Consider the following 21,653-nt stretch of genomic DNA (forward strand, 5'->3'; position numbering starts at 1 on the left):
CGAGTGCGCTTGGTCGATTGGCAGCGACGTGCGTACGGTGCTGCGGCCGAGCACCAAGATCACCTACGGTGCGGACTGGACGGAGCATCGCGGGCATCAGCCGCAAGACGGCTCGGGCGACGTCTATTTCCATCTCGATCCGCTGTGGGCCTCCGACGATATCGATGCCGTCGGCATCGACCTTTATTGGCCGCTGTCCGACTGGCGCGACGGCGAGGCGCATCTCGATCACCAGGCGGGCTGGCGGTCGATCTACGACCTCGATTACCTGCGCAGCAATGTACGGGGCGGGGAGGGCTTCGACTGGTACTACCCGGCGGCAGGCGCCACCGGCAACGAAGCGAGCCCTGAGCGTCTCAGCCAGACGCGACTTGCCATCACCGACGGCGCTTACGGGAAGCCCTGGGTCTACAAGCCCAAAGCGATCAAGGAGTGGTGGGAGAACCGGCACTATAATCGCCCGGGCGGCGTGGAGAGCGGCTCGCACACCGCCTGGGTGCCGGAGTCGAAGCCGATCTGGTTCACCGAAATCGGCTGTCCCGCGGTCGACAAAGCGCGAACCAGCCCAACGTGTTCATCGATCCGAAGAGCTCGGAGAGTTTCGCGCCGTATTTCTCGCGCAGCGTGCGCGACGATCTCATTCAGCGCCGCTACATCCAGGCCATCCAAAGCTTCTTCGATCCGAGCCACGAAGACTTTGTGTCCGGTCAGAACCCGGTGTCGGGCGTCTATGGCGGGCGCATGGTCGATGCGTCCCGCATCTTCGTCTACACTTGGGATGCCCGGCCTTACCCCGCCTTTCCCTATGCGCTGACGGTATGGGCCGACGGCGGCAATTGGGAGCTCGGGCACTGGCTGACGGGCCGCGTCGGCGGCGGGGCGCTTGCCGCTGTCGTGCGGCAGATCCTCGAAGATTACGGCTTCACCAGCTACGAGGTGACGAAGCTCTACGGGTTTCTCGATGGTTTCGCCATCGACCGCATCATGTCCGCGCGTGATGCGCTTCAGCCGCTTGGACTGGCCTTCCTGTTCGACGCCTATGAGTCCGGCGGCCTGATCCAGTTCGCGCATCGCGGTCTGCTGGGGCCGGTGGCAACAGTGAAGCCCGACGATCTGGTCGAAACGGACGCGGAGGCGCCGCTCTACACGCTGACACGCGGGCAGGAGACCGAGCTGCCGCTCGCGGCAAAGGTCACCTATGTCGACGGCAATCACGACTACGCTCAAGGGGCGGTCGAAGCGCGGCGGCTCGGGGTGCGCAGCGACCGGGTCGCGGCGGCGGAACTCCCCATCGTCATGGGACAGGGCAAGGCCGTCGCCATCGCCGAAGGATGGCTGCGCGACGCCTGGGCCGCGCGAGCGGGGAAGTTTCGGGGTGCCGCCAAGCCGGCTGGCGCTCGAACCCGGCGACGTCGTGACGTTGGATGCGGGCGGCCGCGACTACCCGTTGCGGCTGACCGAGACGCGGGACGCGACGTCAAGGAGATCGAAGCGCGCTCGGTCGAGCCGTTCAATCTCGCGCCGGTGCGCGCCGGAGAAGGAGCGCGAGTTCGACGTCGTGACCGTCTACGGGCCGACGGATGCGTATTTCATGGATTTACCGCTGCTGCGCGGGGACGAGGCGCCGCATGTGGGCTACATCGCGGCGCAGGCGGAGCCCTGGCCGGGCGCGGTCGCCGTCTATCGCTCTCCGTCGACCAGCGGCTACGCGCTCAACACCCTTGTCGGCGCGCGAGCGACATCGGGGAAGAGCGTGTTCGGATTCTACTCGGGCCCGCTGCACCGCTTCGACCGGAGCAACGTGTTGCGTGTGAAGCTCGACTTCGGCGAGCTGGAGTCGGTTACCGAAGAGGCGCTGTTGAACGGCGCCAATGTCGCGGGCATCGAGAACGAAGACGGAGACTGGGAGCTGTTCCAGTTCCAGACCGCGGATCTGATCGAGACAGGCACTTACGATCTCTCCGGATTGCTGCGCGGCATGAGCGGCACCGAGGGCGCGATGCGCGATCCGGTCGCGCCGGGTGCGCGCTTCATTCTGGTGAACAGCGCCGTCACGCCGCTCAACATGCGGCCCGACGAGATCGGTCTCGCGCTCAGCTACAAATACGGCCCGACCACGGAAGGGCTGGACGCGGCCTCCTACGGCACGCGTACGCACGCGTTCCAGGGGCTCGGGTTGCGGCCGTTGCGGCCCGTGCATCTGCAAGGCAAGCGCGATCCTGAGACGGGCGACTGGATGTTCCTATGGGTGCGCCGCACGCGCGCCGGCGGCGACAGTTGGCAGGGCTTGGAGGTGCCGCTCGGCGAGGACGAAGAGCGCTACCAGCTCGACATTCTCGATGGGCCCGGCGGCGATGTGCTGCGCACCGTCGACCTGACCGCGCCGGCGTTTCTCTACAGCGCCACGACGCAGAACGCCGATTTCGGCGCGCCGCAATGGAACGTGAACATCCGCGTGGCGCAGGTTTCGCCCGTGTATGGGCCGGGCCCCGCAGCAGAGCAGCTCACATACGACTATCAGCATTGAGGAGCGAACATGGCCGCATCTTCCGCCTTCGTCATGCCCGGACTTGATCCCGGCATCCATACCGTTCCGTCCCGGCTTTCCGAAACGCCTATGGAATGGATTGCCGGGTCAAGCCCGGCAATGACGGTGTAGCCATGGCCGAAGAGAGCGCAAAGCTGCGCATTCCGTATATCGCGGCGGCGCAAGCGCAGAAGCATGTCACGCATAACGAAGGTGTCACGCTGCTCGATACGGTCGTGCAACTCAGCGTGCTCGACAAGGATCTGGCCGAACCACCGGCCGAGCCGGTCGAAGGCGACACCTATATCGTCGCCGGCACGAGCGGCGGCGCGACCGGCACCGGCGCGTGGGCAGGCTGGGATGCGCGCGTGGCTCGGTTCATCGACGGCGCGTGGCGGTCCTATCTGCCGGGGCAAGGGAATGGCGCCGGCTGGCTCGCTTGGGTGATGGACGAAGACGCCATGTACCGCTTCGACGGCGCGGACTGGGCGCTCGCCGGAATCGAAGGCCCGGAAGGGCCGGAAGGCCCGGCCGGCGCCGATGGAGCCGACGGCGCGGACGGACAGAGTTTCCAGCCTGACGCCGTGGTGAACCTGATCGCCGGCCGAGACGCCTATGACGACGAGGCGTCCGCCTTCTCGGTGCTTGTCGTATCCGATGCCAGCAATGGCAATCAGCCGACGCTCTACTTCAAATTGTCGGCGGGAAGCGCCGACTGTCCGACGGGATCATTTGGGCGGCATCCGGCGGCGGCGGGGGCGGCGGCGCGGATACGGTCAATGGCAGGCTGACCCTGGAAAGCGGCGTGCCCATCTCGCCGTCGGACCAGACGGCAAAACCACGCTCTATTTCACGCCCCATGGCGGCAACCAGATCGCGCTCTACGACGGCAGTTCGGCGTGGGGACTGCCGTCAAGAGCGGCGAGACGACGAAGCGCTTCGGCTGCGGCTGCGGCTGCTGTGACGAACAGGCAAGCCGTGACAAGTGCGAAGCAAGGTCAGCACGCCGCGTATTACAGCTACCCAGGTCTCGGCTACCATTTCCTATCATGGCTAGAAAAGGGCGCGGGCAACGATACGCAAACATGGACCGGTGACGAGACCGCGCCTGACCAGTCCGGACTCGTGGGGACTTGCTGGGCCTGATGAGAACCGCTGAAAAACTAGAGCCAGGCAATCTGCACCGAAATCGGTGACGTGATCGAGGGCGATGCCATCGGCGATTTGCAAAACCTCTCGTGATCTGTTGATCTCTCGTAAGATGGGGCTCCTTCTGGGTTGTGGCGCATGGACGTATTTTTGACTCACCACAAATGCGCTAGCGGTTGGCTGACCAACGTCCTGTCGGAGCTGTCTAAACGAGAAGGGAAGAAATTCCGTGTAACTGGAAACACGGCGTCGTTCGCGCCACCGAAGTTCGACGGTGTGTTCGCGAATCTAAACGCAAGCTACGAATTTCTGCCGCCCGACCTCCGCAGAGCTGTCCACATCATTCGCAATCCGCTTGATGTCGTCACTTCCGCCTATTACAGCCACAGAAATTCTCATCCCGTGTTTCACGAGTGGCAGGAGTTGTCGCAGCAAAGAGAAAAGTTGCGCCAACTGAACCTCCCGGAAGGCATGCTTTTGAGCATGATCTTTCTCGAGCAGTACGACTTCCATTCCGGCTACGTTGTTCCACCGCTATACGCAATCAGAACCTGGAAGTACGACGATGATCGCATCCTTACCGTCTTGATGGAGGACTTAGTGAGTGATCCGGTAGGAGAACTCACCCGCGCATTCCAACATCTCGGGGGGGCGGTGCCAGGATCGTTGTTAGAGGTGTGCGAACAGTTTCGGTTCGAGACGGTCTCGGGCGGCAGAAGCGCCGGCGAATCTGATGAAAAGTCTCACTACCGTTCGGGCAAGCGCGACAGTTGGCGCAATGACCTTCCGCCAATCGTCGCTCACGCTTGCGCTGTTCATATGTCGGACGTGCTAAAGAGGTTCTACCCGTACGTGCTCGAAGAGTTGGAGCTTTCGTTGCCCTCAGCGGTTGCGCCTGCACCCCATCCGCCAAAGCCGTCAGCGGTGTCCGACGAGCGTCTCAGCAATCGCGATTTTATTTACATCATCTTCGAATACGTGCTCGGCCGAGGGCCGGACGCGGCCACGGCTCAGACCCTGGCGGCACGGCTGGACGGCGGCGAATCGCCAATATCAGTATTCGCCGACATCTATTTTGCCCCGGAGCTGATGGAGCAGAAGCGGCGTGCGCTGGCCCAGATGTGGCGACGACGCCCTGACGGATCGGACATCCACGTGGAAGCTATATCCCAACGCGCAAAGCGGCCATGGTGGCGCGTATTCTTCTCCCGTCTTTGATTCTGCGGCGATGCCACTGCTGACCTAATGCTGCGCCGATTTGCCATGCGCCGGCCGAGGCGCTCACGGTCGAAGCGTGAATTTTCTTGGGACTTGCACGCCCGAGTCAACCTTTTTGCCGTCCAAAAGATAGCCGACGTTCAATGAGCGCGATCTTTCCCATGATCTATCGGTCCGTCGAGCATATGAGCTCTGGCCAGGCGGTGGCCGCGGGGGCAGGGGGCGCCAGCGTCTCCTTCGTCGCGGCGATGATCGATCCCAATGCGGTGTCGCCTTGGCTCCATCTTTTGACGCTGGCGATCGGCAGCCTGACCGGGCTCGCCTCCTTGGTGCTGGTGACGTTGAAGATCGTGCAACAGCGCCGGGCCATGCGCGACCGGCCGTAAGCCCCTCCCATCTTTAAAGACATTGACGAGGACCGTGGATGCCTCTTCCCCGATGGTATGCGCTTGCGCTCGCCGAACGCGGCGTGACGGAAGCGCCCGGCGCCGCCGACAATGCGACCGTGCAAGCCTATTACAAAGACGCCGGGCATCCGCACGTGACGCACGACAGCGTTCCGTGGTGCGCCGCGTTCGTCGGCGCGATGCTGGCGCGCGCCGGGTTCAAGCCGTCCGGCTCGCTCGCGGCGCGCTCTTATCTTTCCTGGGGCACCAAGCTCGAGGCGCCACGCCAGGGCTGCATCGTGGTGCTCAAGCGCGGCAAAGGCTGGCAGGGCCACGTCACCTTCTTCGACCGCGAGGAGAACGGCCGCCTCATTTGTCTCGGCGGCAATCAATCCGACAGCGTGTGCTTTGCCGCCTACCGCAAGAACCTCGTGCTCGGTTACCGCTGGGCATCTTAATTTGCGCTACCGCGCTTCGCGCTACTTGAGCGCTCTACTTGAGCGCTTTTTAGATGCGCTACCGGCCTCTCTTGATGCGCTACCGCTTCGCTGCTTAAGCGCTTTTTAGATGCGCTACCGCTTCGCTGCTTGAGCGCGGTGCGCCTGCTTGAGCGCTGGGCCATCCCGATTTCATCCAGAAAGGAGACTGTCCATGAACACAATTGCTTGGCTTCTCACCGGCGGCTTCGCCAAGGGCTACCGGACCCAGGTGCTGGGCGTGACCGCGGCGGTTTCGGCCGTGGGGCTTTGGGCGGTGGGCGACATGTCGCTGGCCCAACTCATCACCGAGCTTCCCATCATCCTGGGCGGGTTGGGTCTTGCGGCGCTCGGCGCCAAGGTGGACGATGCCGCCGCGAAACCCGGCGCGGGCCCGTCCGCCCGCCCGAAATAGGGCCGTTCATGCGCCGTTCATTGCCATTCTCATATGGTTACTCCCAAGAAGGGATACTGGGACTGAGACCGAGATGATCTGTCGGGCGATAAGGCGATTGGCCGTAGCAGGGCTGGCGGCGGTTGCGATGACCGCGGCCGTTCAGCCTGCGCACGCAGGCTGCGTGCCGTGGAAGTCCGCCGGCGCGGTCATTTCCAAGAACTCGCTGGTGCCGGGCAACGTCATCTACAAGAAGGTTCAGGCCAAGACCGGCGGCAAGGTGATCTCCGCGACCCTGTGCGAAAACGGCAACAACTTCGTCTATAAGATCGTGGTCCTGGGCAAGAAGGGCGACGTCAAGAACCTGACCGTTGACGCGCGCACCGGGAATTTCTAGGGCGCGCCGGGAACACTAGGGAGGATAGTCGTTTGAGGCTTCTCGTTGTCGAAACGATCCGGATCTCAACCGCCAGCTCGTGACCGCGCTCGGCGATGCGGGATACGCCGTCGATACGGCGTTCGACGGCGAGGAAGGGCATTTCCTCGGCGATACCGAGCCCTATGACGCGGTGGTGCTCGATCTCGGCCTGCCGAAGAAGGACGGGCTCTCCGTGCTCGAGCAGTGGCGGCGCGACGAGCGCAGCATGCCCGTTCTCATCCTGACCGCGCGCGAGCGCTGGAGCGACAAGGTGGCGGGGATGGACGCCGGCGCCGACGACTATGTCGCCAAGCCATTCCATATGGAGGAAGTGCTGGCCCGGCTCCGCGCGCTCCTGCGGCGTTCGGCGGGCCATGCGCGAAACGAAATCGAGTGCGGCCCGCTCGCCCTCGACACCAAGGCCGCGCGCGTCACCGTCGATGGCCAGGCGATCAAGCTCACATCGCACGAGTATCGCGTGCTCCATTACCTGATGATGCATCGCGACCGCGTCGTCTCGCGCACCGAGCTTGTCGAGCACCTCTACGAGCAGGATTTCGACCGGGACTCCAACACGGTCGAGGTGTTCATCGGGCGCCTGCGCAAGAAGCTTCCCATCGACCTCATCAAGACCGTCCGGGGGCTCGGCTACCGCCTCACGGACACCGAAGATGGGGCCTAAATCCCTCGCCTTCAGGCTGTTTGCCTCGGCCGCGGCATGGACCCTCGTGGTCATCCCCATCGCCGCCATTCTCCTCATCTCCCTCTACCGTCAGGCCGTCGAACGCAATTTCGCGGCGCGCCTCAACGTCTATATGACGAGCCTCGTGGCCGCGAGCACGCCGGAGAGCGGAGATTCCCCCCAAGAGCCCGCCAATCTGGGCGATCCCATCTTCACCATCCCGTTTTCCGGCTGGTACTGGCAGATCAAGCCGCTCAAAGGGGCCAAGCGTCCGCTCTACATTTCGGACTCGCTGCTCGATCAGCAGCTCGAGCTGCCGAGTCACGATGGCATTTCTCCCGACGACACCCTGACCCGCCGAAGCTATGCGCCCGGTCCCGACGACCAGAACTTGCGCATCGTCGAGCGCGAGATCAGGCCCGGCGGAGACGATGCGGCCGCGTATTCCTACGCGGTCGCCGGCGACGCCGCCGAGATCGACGCCGATCTCGCCGAGTTCACCACCATGCTCATTCTGGCGCTGGCGGTGCTGGGCCTCGGTCTCGTCGCGGCCACGTTCTTCCAGGTTCGGTTCGGGCTGCTTCCCTTGCGCGCCATTCGCCGCGACCTGGCGGCGATCCGCTCCGGCGACGCGGAGCGCCTGGACGGTGAATTGCCGGATGAGATCAAGCCGCTACAGACCGAGCTGAACGCGCTCATCCAGTCGAACCGCGACGTGGTGGAGCGTGCGCGGACCCATGTCGGCAATCTCGCGCACGCCCTGAAGACGCCACTCAGCGTGATCAGCAACGAAGCGCGGACCCATGAGAGCCCACTCTCGGACAAGGTGGTGGAGCAGGCGGAGATCATGCGCACGCAGATTACCCATCACTTAGACCGCGCCCGTGTGGCGGCGCGATCGGGTGTCATCGGCGACGTGACCGAGGTCACGCCCGTGATCGAGGCGCTGAAGCGGACGCTCGAACGGATCTACGGCGAGAGGGGCGTCGCGATCGAGGTTTCGACCGGCTCCGCGCTGAAGTTCCAAGGCGAGAAGCAGGACTTCGAGGAGATGGCCGGGAACCTGATGGACAATGCCTGCAAATGGGCGAAAGGGGGCGTCGCGGTGAGGGCCGAGCGGGTCCGCGGGGGCGAGACCTTCACCATTATCGTCGATGACGACGGGCCGGGTCTGACCAAAGCCGAGCGCGAGCGGGCCGTGAAGCGGGGCCAGCGCCTCGACGAGAGCAAGCCCGGCTCCGGGCTGGGCCTCTCCATCGTGGCGGATCTGGCGCACCTCTATAAAGGGCATTTCGAGCTCGAACCCTCGCCCAATGGGGGCTTAAGGGCCCGGCTCACCCTTCCCGCAGCCTGATTCTGCCCGTGCCTCGCGATGCAACCTAATTTGGCCAGATTTGTTATTCTTAAGGATTATCAGAGACGCTACACTCCTGGAATGAAACTCTCGCCGGGGACCAGCTGATTAACTCTGGGCTGAGGGGGGAAACCGATGAGACTAACGCCGATTATTGCGATCGCCCTCGTGCCGCTGTTCCTGGCGGCCTGCGGGCCGGGAAACAAGCAGGGCACGGGGACCATTCTCGGCGCCGTGGCCGGCGGTGCGGCGGGTGCCGCGATCGGCGGCAAGGACAACCGCATTCCGGGGCTCGCGATCGGCGCCGTGGCCGGCGGTCTTCTCGGCAATGTGATCGGCGCCGATTTGGATGAGCGCGACCGCCAGCTGGCGGCGGCGGCCGAATACCGGGCGCTGGAATACGGCCAGGCTGGGCAGGCCACGCCGTGGAACAATCCTTCGAACCAGCATCGCGGCCAGATCGTGCCGGGCAAGCCATACCAGCAAGGCAATTCCTTTTGTCGGCCTTACACCCACACGATCTATATCGGCGGCCAGCCGCAGACCGCGCGTGGCACGGCTTGCCGGGGGCCGGACGGCACCTGGAATCCGGTCGGCTAGCACGCCGCCAAGTTTCAGCATTGCGGCAAATTAATCTTCGCGCCCTTCGCGAAACTTGCCCCCGTGGGCGCCATTCCCTATGCCTAGCCTTCGTTTAACTTCTGAAGGTTAGGGCCCTCGTGCTGCTTTGGGTCATTCTCGCGAGCCTCACGGCGATCGTCCTGTTCGTTCTGCTCCGCCCGCTTGCGGGCAGCGGCGGCAGTGAGCCCGGCCGTGATGCTTTCAACGCCACGGTCTATCGCGACCAACTCGACGAGATCGAGGCGGACCGCGCGCGGGGGCTGATCGGCGAGGCCGAGGCGGAAGCTGCGCGTCTCGAGGTGGCTCGCAGGCTTCTCGCCGCCGACGAGAAGGCGCGTGACAAGTCCGGCGAGGTTAAGAGCGGAGCCCCGGCGCGCATCGCGCTTGTCGGCGTGGCGCTTGCCCTGCCGCTCGCCGTGCTGAGCCTCTATCTCCTTTACGGCTCTCCCCGTCTCCCCGATCAACCTTTGACCGCGCGACTTACCGATCCGGCACAGGAGAAGAATGTCGGCGCGCTCGTCGCCCGGGTCGAGGCGCGGTTGCGCGCGCATCCCGAGGAAGGCGAAGGCTGGGATGCGATCGCGCCGGTCTATATGGCCGGCCGGCGCTATGCCGACGCGGCGGACGCTTATGGGCAAGCCATCCGGCTGCTCGGGCCTTCGGCGGAGCGGCTGTCGGGCTATGGCCAAGCGCTCGTTTTGGAGAAGGGCGGGCTTGTGAGCGAAGAGGCGCGGCGCGCCCTGGAGCAAGCGCTTGCGCGCGACGCGACGCTGGTCGAGCCGCGCATCCTTCTCGCCATCGCCAAAGAGCAGGACGGCGACTATGAGGCGGCAATCGAAGATTGGCGCGGGCTCATGAACAGAGAAGGCGCCGATGAGCGCTGGCGCGCCATGGTCCAGACACGGATTGCCGATGCGGAAGCGCATCTGTCGGGCGCGCCGCCGCCCGCCGCCGACGCAACGCCGCCGGTGGTGAGCGGCCCGAGCGCGGCGGATGTCGCCGCGGCAGAGACCATGTCGCCGGGCGAGCGTCAGGCGATGGTCGAGGGCATGGTGCAAAGGCTGGCGGCGCGGCTCGATGCGCAAGGCGACGATCTGGCCGGTTGGCTTCGCCTGGTCCGAGCCTATACGGTGCTCGGCCGTGACGATGAGGCACGCGAGGCGCTTGCCCGCGCCAAGGGTCAGTTCGCTGGAAATACGCAAGCCATCGAGCAGCTCGACGCGCTCGCTGCGGAGCTCGGATTGAAGTCATGACCAGGAAACAGCGTAGAGGGGTTCTGATCGGCACATGCCTGGCGGTGCTGGGCGTGGCGGTCGGACTCGTGCTCTACGCCATGCGCGACTCCATTGTGTTCTTCTATGGCCCGAGCGACGTGGCCGGGATGGAGATGGCGCCCGGCCAGCGGTTCCGGCTCGGCGGTCTCGTGGAGGAAGGCAGCGTGGAGCGCGGAACAGGCACCACGGTCCGCTTCGTCGTCACCGATGGGGCGAAGACCCTGCCGGTCACCTATACCGGCGTGCTGCCCGATCTGTTCCGGGAAGGGCAGGGCGTAATCACCGAAGGCGTCCTCGAGCCGGATGGCGTATTCCATGCCGACAACGTGCTCGCCAAGCACGACGAGAATTACATGCCGCCCGAAGTCGCCGCGAAGCTGAAAGAGCAGGGTGTTTGGCGCGACGAGACGGGCGCCGATGGTCCGGAATCGAAGGTGAACTGAGAATGATCGCCGAGACAGGCCATTATGCGTTGATCCTGGCGCTGGCCGTCGCCATCGTGCAGATGGTGCTGCCGGTCATCGGCACACGTTTGCGCGATCCGCAGCTGACGGCGGTCGCCGTTCCCGCGGCGCAAGCCGAGTTCATTCTCATAGGCATCGCCTTCATCGCCCTTACCACCGCGTACGTCACGTCCGACTTCTCGGTGCTGAATGTCTGGCAGAACTCGCACTCCGCGAAGCCGCTGCTCTACAAGATCTCCGGCGTATGGGGGAACCACGAGGGCTCCATGGTCTTGTGGGTGCTGATCCTCGCGCTGTTTGGCGCGGCGGTGGCGACCTTCGGCACCAATCTACCGCGCCAGCTTCAGGCCAATGTGCTCGCGGTGCAGGGGTCGATCGCCGTGGCGTTTCTCCTGTTCATCATTATGACGTCGAACCCCTTCGCCCGCCTCGACCCGGCGCCGTTCGACGGGCAGGGGCTCAACCCCGTGCTGCAAGACCCGGCGCTCGCCTTCCACCCGCCGTTTCTCTATGCGGGGTATGTGGGTTTCTCCATGGCGTTCTCGTTTGCCGTCGCCGCGTTGATCGACGGGCGCATCGACGCCGCTTGGGCGCGCTGGGTACGGCCTTGGACTCTCGCCGCTTGGATGTGCCTGACGATCGGCATCGCCATGGGCTCGTGGTGGGCCTATTACGAGCTCGGCTGGGGTGGCTTCTGGTTCTGGGATCCGGTCGAGAACGCCTCCTTCATGCCGTGGCTCGCGGGCACGGCGCTGTTGCACTCGGCGCTGGTCATGGAGAAGCGGGACGCGCTGAAGGTGTGGACCATCCTGCTCGCGATCATCACGTTCTCCTTGAGCCTGATGGGCACTTTCCTGGTTCGCTCCGGCGTGCTGACTTCGGTGCATGCCTTCGCCGTCGATCCGGAACGCGGCGTATTCATCCTGGGCATCATGGCCGTGTTCATCGGCGGGGCCTTCGCGCTCTTCGCCTGGCGCGCGCCGCTTCTGTCGCAAGGCGGGCTGTTCGCGCCGATCAGCCGCGAGGGCAGTCTCGTCCTCAACAATCTTCTGCTCACGGTGGCCTGCGCGGCGGTCCTTGTCGGCACGCTCTACCCGCTGGCGCTCGAGGCGGTCACCGGCGAGAAGATCTCGGTCGGCGCCCCGTTCTTCAATCTCACTTTCGTGCCGCTGATCGTGCCGCTCCTGATTGCCGTGCCGTTCGGGCCGCTGCTCGCCTGGAAACGCGGCGATCTGTATGCGGCTGCCCAGCGGCTCATGGTTGCGGCCATTGTCAGCCTCGGCGTGATGATCGTTGCGCTCGCCATCAATCAAAAGGGTCCGTGGCTCGCGCCGCTCGGCATCGGACTGGGCGTCTGGCTCTTGATGGGTGCGGCGACCGAAATCGCGACCCGGGTGAAACTGTTCGACGCCTCAAGCACGGAGAGCTGGCGTCGGGCGCGCAACCTGCCGCGCGCCGCTTACGGCAGTGCGCTTGCCCATGCAGGTGTCGGGCTCATGGTCATCGGGCTGGTGGCCACGACCGCCTGGCGCACCGAGCGAATTGAAGCGCTGGCTCCGGGCGGCACGGTCGACATCGCCGGCTATCAGCTGAAATTCGAAGGCGTGGCGCCACGGCAAGGACCGAACTATCAGGAACGGGTCGCCGTGTTCGAGGTGACGCGCGACGGTAATCCCGTGACCGAGCTTAGGCCGTCGAAGCGGGCCTTCGCGGTGGAGAAGAGTGCGACGACGGAGGCCGGCATTCACAATAGTTGGCGCGGCGATCTCTACGTTGTGCTCGGCGACGAGTTGAAGGACGGTGGCTACAGCATCCGGGTCTATTTCAATCCAATGGTTCGGCTCATCTGGATCGGCGCCTTGGTGATGTTCTTCGGCGGCGGCGTATCCTTGTCCGACCGGCGCTTGCGGGTGGGCGCCCCAAAACGGGCAAAGCCGAAATCCAAGACGGCCACGGTAGCGGCGGAGGGACGATGACGGTCCGCCGGTTGCTCCTCGCTCTTCTCCTCGCGTTGGTTGCCGGAACCAATTCCGTGGGGACCGCGATGGCGGTTCAACCCGACGAAGTGCTGGACGACCCTGCGCTCGAGCGCGGCGCGCGATTTGTCGGCGGGTCTGCGCTGTCTCGTCTGCCAGAACCAATCGATTGACGATTCCGATGCACCGCTCGCCAAGGATTTGCGCGTGCTCGTGCGCGAGCGTCTCAAGGCCGGCGATTCGGACAAGGAAATCATCGAGTTTGTGGTGGCCCGCTACGGCGAGTTCGTGCTGCTGAAGCCGCGCTTCACGCCGCACACCTGGCTGCTATGGCTCGCCACGCCACTGGTCTTGCTGGCAGCGCTCGCGGCCATTGTTCTCGCTTACCGGCGCCGCAAAGCCGCTGCAGAAGGGCCTAAACCCTTGAGCGCAAACGAGAAGCGCCGTCTCGAGCGGCTTGTCGGCGAGGGCTAGACTCCGGGAGGCTCGGGGCCTGCACTGCCTTGAAATCCAGGCGGTTCGCGGCACTCAACCTTACGGAAATTTAATGCCGCCGAAACCGCGGCGTAATTGGTGAACACCTATATTTCGATCCTGCACGTCTGCCCCGTCATTTGGCGGAGCAAGACAGGATCAACGGGATTATTTCCTTCTCAGGAGAGAGGTAACCAATGAGAAATGACCAGAGCCCCGCTGCGAATGAGAGCCCGCGGTTGCGGAAGCTGACCCGCAAGCCCGCGCTCCTCGCCGCCGCCCTGATCGCCACTGGCGCATTGGGGGTGACGCTCGGCTCGGGCATGCCCTTCGCAGTGGCCGAGACCGCCCAAACACCGCAGACCATCGAGACGCCCTTTGGGCGTGCACCGCTGACCTTCGCCGATCTGGTGTCCAAGGTGAGCCCCGCCGTGGTGAGCATCAACGTCAAGGGCGACGTCAAGATGGCCGAGAACGACGGCATGCCGATTCCCGGCATGCCCGACCTGCCGGAAGACAACCCGCTCTACGATTTCTTCAAGCAGTTCCGTAAAGGCATGCCGCAAGGCCCGTCCAAGCCGACGCCAAGCCTGGCGCAGGGCTCCGGTTTCTTCGTGTCCGAAGACGGCTACTTGGTGACGAACAACCACGTGGTCGAGGATGCGGACGACATCTCGGTGACCATGGAGGATGGTGAAAAGTTCGAGGCCAAGCTGATCGGAACCGATCCGCGCACCGATCTCGCGCTCCTCAAGGTGACCGAGAAGACCAGCAAGAAGTTTCCCTTCGTGAAGTTCTCCGAGAAGGATCCGCGCGTCGGCGACTGGGTGCTTGCGGTGGGTAATCCGTTCGGCCTCGGCGGCACGGTGACGGCCGGCATCATCTCGGCGCACAACCGTGACATCGGCTCCGGTCCTTACGACTACCTTCAGATCGACGCCGCAGTGAACCGCGGTAATTCGGGCGGTCCGACCTTCAATCTCGACGGCGAGGTGATCGGTGTGAACACCGCCATCTTCTCTCCGTCCGGCGGCAATGTCGGTATTGCGTTTGCCGTCCCGGCCGCGCTCGTGAAGCAGGTGGTGACCGAGCTCCAGAGCGACGGCAGTGTCGATCGTGGCTGGCTTGGTGTCGTCATTCAGAACGTCAATGACGACATTGCCGATTCCATCGGTTTGAAGGAGCCTAAGGGCGCCATGATCACCAAGGTGACCGAGGATGGCCCGGCGTCCAAGGAGGACATCAAGGCCGGCGACGTCATCGTCGAAGTGAATGGCGAAGAAGTCGAAGACTCCCGCGATCTCGCTCGCAAGATCGCCGAGCTCGACCCTGACACCGAGGTCAAGCTGTCCATCGTCCGTTACGGCGACAAGCGCGAAGTCGGCATGATGCTCGGCTCCTTCCCCAGCGCCAAGAAGTTGGCCGCGCTCGAGAAGGACGAGCCTGCCGACCAGGGCGAGCAAATGGAAGACCTCGGCCTGTCGCTTGCGCCCGCGGTGAAGATCCCGGGAGCCGGTGAGGAGGGTGTTGTCATCACCGAGGTCGATCCTTCGAGCGATGCCGCAGACAAGGGCCTGAAGCCAGGCGACATCATCCTGCAAGTGGCAGGGGTCGATGTCTCCGCACCGGGCGACGTCTCCACGGGCATCAAGAAGGCCATGGCTGGCGCCAAAGACGGCAAGGACACGGTCAAGGTCCTGATGCAAGTCAAGACCGGCGATCAAACGCGCTTCGTGGCGCTTTCACTGAAGAAGGCTTAAAACAGTCTTCTTTAGCCGGAGGGCGGCGCGGTTTCCCCCCGATCGCGCCGCCCACCTCTTTCCCACAAATCAGCAGCGTGCCAGGGAGGCCCGTGACATGCGCGTTCTGGTGATCGAGGACGATCAGGAGACCGCGGCGTTCCTCAAGCGGGCCCTCAAGGAATCGGGTCATGTCGCCGAGTACGCCGCCGACGGTCAAGCCGGGCTCCATCTGGCCAGGACCAACGCCTACGACGTTCTGATCGTCGACCGCATGCTCCCCAAATGCGACGGGCTCGGCGTCATCAAGGCCCTGCGGTCGGAGGAAATTCGCACCCCGGCGCTGATCCTTTCCGCGCTCGGCGAAGTCGATGACCGGGTCAAGGGCCTGCGCGCCGGCGGCGACGACTATCTCACCAAGCCCTATGCGTTCAGCGAACTGCTCGCGCGTATCGAGGTGCTTGCCCGCCGCACCTCGCCCGAGGAAGGCTCGACCCGGCTCGTCGTGGGCGATCTGGTGCTCGACCGGCTGTCTCACAAGGTGACGCGCGCCGGCGAGGCGATTATGTTGCAGCCGCGCGAGTTCCGCCTGCTCGAATATTTGATGAAGCACGCAGGGCAGGTGGTGACGCGCACGATGCTGCTGGAAAATGTGTGGGACTACCACTTCGATCCGCAGACCAATGTCATTGATGTCCACATCTCGCGGCTCCGCTCCAAAATCGACAAGAGCTTCGGAGACCCGCTCCTGCACACGGTCCGCGGCGCCGGTTACACCATCCGTGACAGCGCTCACTAAGCTCTTCCGGACTACCACTTTCCGCTTGTCGCTGACTTATCTGGCGCTGTTCAGCGTCGCTGCGATCGTTGCCATTGCCTACATCTATTGGAACACGACGGTCCTGCTGTCGCGGCAACTCAATCAGACCATCGATGCGGAGCTAAAGGGACTTGCCGAGCAATATCGCGCCGGCGGGCTCGATCAACTCGTGCGCATCGTCGCCGAGCGCAGCCGCACGCCGGGCAACAGCCTTTATCTCGTCGCCGACAAGGACGGGAAGCAGCTCGCCGGGAATTTGAGCGCAGTGTCGCCGCAGCTTTGGGACAGTCTCGGCCCAGTGGAGTTTTTCTATAGCCGGCCGGCGCCGGGCGGTGTGGAGCGCAGGTTGGCATTCGCCAACGTCTTTCGGCTGCCGGGCGGTTCCCGACTGATTGTCGGACGCGACATCGAAGACAGGCGGGAGCTCTCGCGCTTGATCCGCAGCACGATGCTGTGGGGGCTTGGCGTGATGGCGCTGGTGGGGATCGGCGGTGGTTATTGGGTGAGCCGCCGGCTGCTCGCGCGCATCGACAATCTTTCGGCGACGACACGCACGATCATGGCTGGCAATCTGAGCGGGCGGCTGCCGGTGAGCGGGTCCGGCGATGAACTCGATCGCTTGTCGCAGAGTCTCAACTCGATGCTGAGCCGCATCGAGCAGCTCATGGCGGGCTTGCGCGAGGTATCGGACAATATCGCGCACGACTTGAAGACGCCGCTCAATCGGCTGCGCAACCGGGTGGAAGAGGCCCTGCGTGAGCCCTACGACGAAAATGTCTATCGCGAGACGTTGGAGCGGACGATCGAGGAGGCCGACGGTCTGATCAAGACGTTCAACGCGCTGCTCTCCATCGCGCGGCTTGAGGCGGGCGCCGCCGGCGACAACCGCGACAGGCTGGACCTCTCCGCGCTAGTGAGCGACGTGGCCGAGCTCTACGAGCCGGTGGCCGAGGAGCGGGGGATCACGCTCAAGGCGCAAGCCGAAGGGCCGATTGCCGTTCGGGGGGACCGGCAGCTTCTGGGCCAGGCCATCACAAATCTAATCGACAACGCGCTTAAATATGGCGCGCCTCAGGCCCAAGGCGGCAATGGCTGGGCGCCGGAGGTTGATATTCGTGCGGAAGTCCATGACGGAACGGCCGAAATCATCGTCGCGGACCGGGGTCCCGGCGTGCCGGAATCCGAGCGCGAGCGCGTTCTTGGGCGCTTCGTGCGTCTCGAAGAGAGCCGCTCGGAGCCCGGCAGCGGGCTCGGCTTGAGCCTTGTCGCGGCGGTGGCGAGGCTGCATGGTGGCGCGCTGAGGCTCGAGGACAACGAACCGGGCCTCCGTGTCGTCCTCTCTCTTCCCTTGGAGGGTGATGCGCTTGTCAACGGGACGGCGGCGGAGCCGTCCACGGGAGCAGAGCTAAGACCGACGTGACGGCGCTCGCCGACCGCATTACCGAACGCCCCGAAGTCTATGACGCGGCCCGCGGTGCCGATGTCTTCCAGGCGGTTTGCAGGGCGTTTGCGGAAACCCGGCGTAGCGAAAGCGGCGGAGGCTGCGGCGACACCTGATGCCACGGCGTTGCTTCAGGCGGTTTTTTCAGGCTCGGGCTATCTCGCCGCGCTTGCCCAGCGGTCTCCGGACCTGCTCGCCGACTGTCTGACGCGCGATCCCGACACCCATCTCGACGAGGCGCGAGAGGCCTTGGCCGAAGAGGTCGCGCAGCGCCCGGCACCAAGGAAGCGATGGTCCGGTTGCGCCGGTTCAAGCAGCGCAGCGCGCTCCTGATGGGGCTCGCCGATCTGGGGGGCGTATGGCCGACGGAGAAGGTGCTCACCGGTTTGAGCGAGGCGGCGGACGCGACTCTCCAAGCGGCCGTGGGGTTCTTGTTCCGCAGCGCGCGAGGCAGGGCAGGTGACATCCGCCCAGGAGGCACCTGGGGCCGAGGAGGCGCCCGGCTATTTCGTCATCGCCATGGGCAAGCTCGGCGCCATGGAGCTCAATTACTCGAGCGACATCGATTTCATGGTGTTCTACGACGCCGATCAGGCGGAACTCGCCGAGGGCGTCGAACCGTCGTCGTTCTTCGTGAAACTCACGCGCGAGCTTGTGCGGCTGGTCCAAGAACAGACCGGCGATGGCTATGCTTATCGTACCGACCTTCGGCTCAGGCCCGATCCCGGGGCGACCCAGATCGCGCTCTCAACGGACGCGGGCCTCACCTATTACGAAAGCTTCGGCCAGAACTGGGAGCGAGCGGCGCTGATCAAGGCGCGCATCGCGGCCGGTGACGCGGCGCTGGGCGCGGCGTTTCTGGATCAGCTCGCGCCCTTCATCTGGCGCAAATATCTCGACTTCGCCGCGGTCGCCGACATCCACGCCATGAAGCGGCGGGTCCATGCCTTCAAGGGGCACGGGGCCATCGCCGTCGGCGGGCACGACATCAAGCTCGGCCGGGGCGGTATTCGCGACATCGAGTTCTTCGCCCAGACCCAGCAATTGATCGCCGGCGGGCGTCATCCGGAGCTTCGCACGCGCGGCACGCTCAAGACCTTGGCGCGGCTGGCCGAAGGCGGGTGGATCGAAAGCCAAGCGGCGGATGACCTTGGGCAAGCCTATCTCTTCCTGCGCCGGGTGGAGAACCGCCTCCAGATGGTGGGCGACCAGCAGACCCATATCATTCCCGACGACAAGAACGAGCTCGACCGCGTCGCGCGGCTTTGCGGGTTTTCGGACACCGACGCATTCGGGGACGCGCTCCTCGCCCGGTTCAAGCTGGTGGAGGCACATTATGGGGCGCTGTTCGAGAAGATCCCGGAGCAGCAGACCTCGCGCCCGGAATTGTCGTAGCGGATGATACCGACCCGGCGGCTCTTGCCAGTCTCGAAGCGCTTGGCTTCACCAACCCCGCCGCGGCCATCGCAGCCATCCGAGCCTGGCAATCGGGCCGCTACGCCGCGACGCGCAGCGCCAAGCGCGCGAACGACTGACCGCGTTCCTGCCGCATTTGCTCGAAGCTTTCGGCCGCACATCGGAGCCGGATCTGGCGCTCGCCACATTCGACAAGGTGATCGCCAGCATGCCGGCGGGGCTTCAGCTCTTCTCGCTGCTCGCAGCCAATCCAAGCCTGCTGCGCCTCGTGGCCGACATCATGGGCACGGGCGCCGCGGCTTGCCAAAATCATCGGCCGGCGTCCGAAATTGCTCGACGCGGTGCTCGATCCGGGATTTTTCGGCGCGGTGCCGTCGCCCACGAAGCTCAAAGAGATTGTCGCAAGCGCACTCTCCCTCGCCACCGACTACCAGGACGCACTCGACCGGGCGCGCATCGTGGGCGCGAGCAGGGTTTTCTCATCGGCGTCCGGGTGATCTCCGGCACAATCTCGGCGCGGCAGGCCGGAGCGGCGTACGCGGCGCTGGCAGAGACGCTGATCGAGGCCCTGTGCGGCTCAGTGAGCGAGGAACTCGTGGACCAATATGGACGTATGCCGGGCGGCGCCGTGGCCGTGATCGCCATGGGTAAGCTCGGCAGCTACGAGATGACGGCGGCATCCGATCTCGATCTCATCACCGTCTACGATTTCAGCGGGGAAGATACGCAGTCCGACGGCGAGAGAAGCCTGCCGGGCACGCAGTATTACACGCGCTTCACACAGCGCCTGATCGCGGCGCTCTCGGCCCAGACCGCGGAAGGCGCGCTCTACGAGGTCGATATGCGGTTGCGGCCCTCCGGCAGCCAAGGACCGGTGGCGACAAGGCTCTCAGGCTTCATCGACTATCAAGAGCGCTCGGCCTGGACGTGGGAGCATCTGGCGCTCACCCGCGCGCGTGTGGTCGCCGGACCGGTCGAGCTTCGCCGGACGATCAACGACACGATCAAGGCCGTTCTGGTCCGGCCGCGCGACAGGGCGGCGGTGGCTCAGGACGTCCAGACCATGCGCGCCAAGATCGCCGCCGAAAAGGGGACCTCCGATATTTGGGATCTGAAGCAGGTTCGCGGCGGGCTGGTCGATATGGAGTTCCTTGCCCAATTCTTCCAGATCGTGAGCGCCGCCGAGCATCCCAATGTCCTCGATCAGAACACGGAGCTGGCGCTGACCAAGCTATCCGCCGCGGGCGTGCTCTCGCCGGCCGACGCCGAGATCCTGATCCCCGCGGCGCGGCTCTACCACACGCTGACGCAAGTTCTCCGGCTATGCTCGATAAGCCGTTCGACGCTGCGGAGGCGCCTTTGGCGCTCAGGGAACTGTTGGCGCGCGCATCCGACATGCCGGACTTTGCGACCCTGGAGGCGATGTTGAGGGACACGCTGGCAAACGTGCACGACGCGTTCGACCGGATCATCGCATGAGACTGCAAAGCGGGACGTCGGGCCATCGCCGGCTGCAATCGGCAAGTTCTTCAATGGAGAATGATTGTCCCGACGGAAGCGACATCTGCGAAGCCGACCAGCCGTCACGTGCGAACCGCTCCACGCTCATTGGCTCGGCAAAAAGAACGCCCTGGACGAGATCGACACCCATCTCCCGTAAGGTGAGAAAATCCGCCCATGTCTCGCGCCCTCGGCGACGGTGCGTGCACCATTCCTCTGGCCAAGGTCGATGATGCGGCGACACATCGACTGCTTTAGCTGATCCCCGGCGCAACCGAGGACGAATTTTCGATCGATTTTGATCTCGACAAAGGGGAACTCGTTTAGGCTGGTAAGCGAGGGCCATTCCGCGCCGACGTCGTCCACCGAAATAGCGATCTTATGGAGACGAAGCTCTCTCGCGACATCTTTTGCGTGAGTCAGGTTGCGTGCGATATCCGTGCCGTTGCTTTCCACGAGCAATCCCTCGAAAGCGGCATGGTGAGGCAGCTTCTTCCGCAAACAATTGATCGAAGTGGGATTCTGAAAAAAGGTGATGGGAAGATTGATCGCGAGCTCGGTGTGCCCGCGTTCAAGAAAGAAGTAATGCCAATCATCGATCGCGCGGGATATCACGGTTTCCGAGATCGAGGGAAAGCGGGGATCTCCGTCTTCCGCTATGAAGTAAGCAGGCGGGATAATTCCCCATATGGGATGACGAACGCGGAGCAGCGCCTCGGCGCCACGCATGACGAGTGATCGCGCGTCGATCTTCGGTTGATACCATAACTCGAGCCAGCCTCCGCGCACGGCCTCGGAGAGGTCGACGAGAGGCTTCAACGACGTTTCAGGCAACAGTACGGCGACGCTGTCACGCAAGCGTTCGTGGGTAAACGGCGTGAGCAGCGGCGGCAGTATGGTCATGCCGAGTCTTTCAGCCAGGCTTTGGATCTCACTTACGGCCGTCGAATCACGTTGGGCAACCGGCAGGATCATGCCGGTGAAATTCCGATCCGCGAGCATCCTCATGGCGTTGCCTGCCGCGAGAGATCCGGACATCAGCCCGAGAAGAACGAGGTCTGGCGTTCGTGCGTCGAGGGCCGCGTTCAAGTCGTGCTCCTCCGCGCACTCATATGCGGTGAACCCGAGCTCCTTCAGGGCCTCTCTGAGGAAATTTCGAATGTGCTGCTTTCCATCAGTAACGCAGACATGCGGCACGGTCCTTTGCTGATCTTCCATAGTTCCCCCTCCGTCGCTAACGCGCGCATGTTGCAGATGCGAAGGGCTCCGAAATATGGAGGGCTCATGACCAGAAAGCGACGCGTCCGTTCACCGTTAACATCAA

General features: G+C 64.2%; 21 protein-coding genes and 4 pseudogenes. 23 read left to right on the forward strand and 2 right to left on the reverse strand.

The features are described from left to right. Positions 1-37: 37 nt before the first annotated feature. The 21 genes and pseudogenes from AUC71_RS22470 to AUC71_RS21700 all read left to right on the forward strand — a co-directional run. A pseudogene (locus AUC71_RS22470) lies at positions 38-1,405 on the forward strand (glycoside hydrolase/phage tail family protein); the annotation flags it as partial. Positions 1,406-1,591: 186 nt separating this feature from the next. Further along, positions 1,592-2,527 (forward strand): GTA baseplate fiber-binding domain-containing protein, encoded by a 936-nt coding sequence (locus AUC71_RS22475; RefSeq protein WP_425283341.1) that lies wholly within the window; start codon positions 1,592-1,594, stop codon positions 2,525-2,527. Positions 2,528-2,622: 95 nt separating this feature from the next. Beyond that, positions 2,623-3,318 (forward strand): DUF2793 domain-containing protein, encoded by a 696-nt coding sequence (locus AUC71_RS01595; RefSeq protein WP_069622852.1) that lies wholly within the window; start codon positions 2,623-2,625, stop codon positions 3,316-3,318. A 496-nt stretch (positions 3,319-3,814) separates the two neighbouring features. Next, on the forward strand, positions 3,815-4,894 hold the full coding sequence (locus AUC71_RS01600; RefSeq protein ID WP_069622853.1) for a sulfotransferase domain-containing protein: 1,080 nt from the start codon (positions 3,815-3,817) through the stop codon (positions 4,892-4,894). A gap of 143 nt (positions 4,895-5,037) precedes the next feature. Next, positions 5,038-5,280, forward strand: a complete 243-nt coding sequence (locus tag AUC71_RS01605; RefSeq protein WP_069622854.1) for a hypothetical protein — start codon at positions 5,038-5,040, stop codon at positions 5,278-5,280. A gap of 38 nt (positions 5,281-5,318) precedes the next feature. Further along, positions 5,319-5,738, forward strand: a complete 420-nt coding sequence (locus AUC71_RS01610; RefSeq protein ID WP_069622855.1) for a TIGR02594 family protein — start codon at positions 5,319-5,321, stop codon at positions 5,736-5,738. A 193-nt stretch (positions 5,739-5,931) separates the two neighbouring features. Then, positions 5,932-6,171 (forward strand): hypothetical protein, encoded by a 240-nt coding sequence (locus AUC71_RS01615; protein WP_069622856.1) that lies wholly within the window; start codon positions 5,932-5,934, stop codon positions 6,169-6,171. 127 nt (positions 6,172-6,298) lie between these two features. After that, entirely contained in the window at positions 6,299-6,547 is a 249-nt protein-coding gene (locus AUC71_RS01620) for a PepSY domain-containing protein (protein ID WP_069622857.1), read from the forward strand. Between the two features lie 32 nt (positions 6,548-6,579). Then, a pseudogene (locus tag AUC71_RS01625) lies at positions 6,580-7,250 on the forward strand (response regulator transcription factor). Beyond that, the gene (locus tag AUC71_RS01630; protein ID WP_069622858.1) at positions 7,240-8,604 is read left to right on the forward strand and encodes an ATP-binding protein; all 1,365 of its coding nucleotides are present in this window, start codon (positions 7,240-7,242) and stop codon (positions 8,602-8,604) included. The pseudogene AUC71_RS01625 and the gene AUC71_RS01630 overlap by 11 nt, the downstream one beginning before the upstream one ends. Before the next feature lie 135 nt (positions 8,605-8,739). Next, entirely contained in the window at positions 8,740-9,204 is a 465-nt protein-coding gene (locus AUC71_RS01635) for a glycine zipper 2TM domain-containing protein (RefSeq protein ID WP_069622859.1), read from the forward strand. 119 nt (positions 9,205-9,323) lie between these two features. After that, positions 9,324-10,478, forward strand: a complete 1,155-nt coding sequence (ccmI, locus tag AUC71_RS01640) for a c-type cytochrome biogenesis protein CcmI (RefSeq protein ID WP_069622860.1) — start codon at positions 9,324-9,326, stop codon at positions 10,476-10,478. Further along, positions 10,475-10,942, forward strand: a complete 468-nt coding sequence (gene ccmE, locus AUC71_RS01645) for a cytochrome c maturation protein CcmE (protein ID WP_069622861.1) — start codon at positions 10,475-10,477, stop codon at positions 10,940-10,942. Before ccmI ends, ccmE begins: the two co-directional genes overlap by 4 nt. A gap of 2 nt (positions 10,943-10,944) precedes the next feature. After that, complete coding sequence (locus AUC71_RS01650; protein WP_069622862.1) at positions 10,945-12,939, forward strand: heme lyase CcmF/NrfE family subunit; 1,995 nt, start codon at positions 10,945-10,947, stop codon at positions 12,937-12,939. After that, positions 12,936-13,413: pseudogene (locus tag AUC71_RS01655) on the forward strand (cytochrome c-type biogenesis protein). The gene AUC71_RS01650 and the pseudogene AUC71_RS01655 overlap by 4 nt, the downstream one beginning before the upstream one ends. 197 nt (positions 13,414-13,610) lie before the next feature. Beyond that, complete coding sequence (locus AUC71_RS01660) at positions 13,611-15,173, forward strand: Do family serine endopeptidase (protein ID WP_069622863.1); 1,563 nt, start codon at positions 13,611-13,613, stop codon at positions 15,171-15,173. A 97-nt stretch (positions 15,174-15,270) separates the two neighbouring features. Beyond that, complete coding sequence (locus tag AUC71_RS01665) at positions 15,271-15,951, forward strand: response regulator transcription factor (RefSeq protein ID WP_069622864.1); 681 nt, start codon at positions 15,271-15,273, stop codon at positions 15,949-15,951. After that, positions 15,935-17,392 (forward strand): sensor histidine kinase, encoded by a 1,458-nt coding sequence (locus AUC71_RS01670; protein ID WP_069622865.1) that lies wholly within the window; start codon positions 15,935-15,937, stop codon positions 17,390-17,392. Before AUC71_RS01665 ends, AUC71_RS01670 begins: the two co-directional genes overlap by 17 nt. A gap of 54 nt (positions 17,393-17,446) precedes the next feature. After that, a complete protein-coding gene (locus tag AUC71_RS18380; protein WP_158007659.1) occupies positions 17,447-17,746 on the forward strand; it encodes a hypothetical protein in 300 nt (99 codons plus the stop codon). Continuing rightward, a pseudogene (locus AUC71_RS22480) lies at positions 17,746-17,808 on the forward strand (hypothetical protein); the annotation flags it as partial. The gene AUC71_RS18380 and the pseudogene AUC71_RS22480, both read left to right, overlap by 1 nt. Before the next feature lie 64 nt (positions 17,809-17,872). Beyond that, the gene (locus AUC71_RS21700) at positions 17,873-18,808 is read left to right on the forward strand and encodes a [protein-PII] uridylyltransferase family protein (RefSeq protein ID WP_069622867.1); all 936 of its coding nucleotides are present in this window, start codon (positions 17,873-17,875) and stop codon (positions 18,806-18,808) included. Positions 18,809-18,908: 100 nt separating this feature from the next. Here AUC71_RS21700 and AUC71_RS19090 read toward each other — a convergent pair whose 3' ends face one another. After that, positions 18,909-19,142 (reverse strand): hypothetical protein, encoded by a 234-nt coding sequence (locus AUC71_RS19090; protein WP_069622868.1) that lies wholly within the window; start codon positions 19,140-19,142, stop codon positions 18,909-18,911. Between the two features lie 16 nt (positions 19,143-19,158). Here AUC71_RS19090 and AUC71_RS19095 point away from each other — a divergent pair, with 16 nt between their 5' ends. Continuing rightward, positions 19,159-19,326 (forward strand): hypothetical protein, encoded by a 168-nt coding sequence (locus AUC71_RS19095; RefSeq protein WP_158007660.1) that lies wholly within the window; start codon positions 19,159-19,161, stop codon positions 19,324-19,326. After that, positions 19,323-20,258 (forward strand): [protein-PII] uridylyltransferase family protein, encoded by a 936-nt coding sequence (locus AUC71_RS01690; protein ID WP_069622869.1) that lies wholly within the window; start codon positions 19,323-19,325, stop codon positions 20,256-20,258. Before AUC71_RS19095 ends, AUC71_RS01690 begins: the two co-directional genes overlap by 4 nt. Positions 20,259-20,434: 176 nt before the next feature. Here AUC71_RS01690 and AUC71_RS01695 read toward each other — a convergent pair whose 3' ends face one another. Next, positions 20,435-21,547 carry an EAL domain-containing response regulator gene (locus tag AUC71_RS01695; protein WP_069622870.1) on the reverse strand — a complete coding sequence of 371 codons (1,113 nt, stop codon included), beginning with the start codon at positions 21,545-21,547 and terminating at the stop codon, positions 20,435-20,437. Positions 21,548-21,653: the final 106 nt, after the last annotated feature.

Origin of the sequence: Methyloceanibacter marginalis (assembly GCF_001723295.1) — a bacterium.
Classification (GTDB): Bacteria; Pseudomonadota; Alphaproteobacteria; order Rhizobiales; family Methyloligellaceae; genus Methyloceanibacter; species Methyloceanibacter marginalis.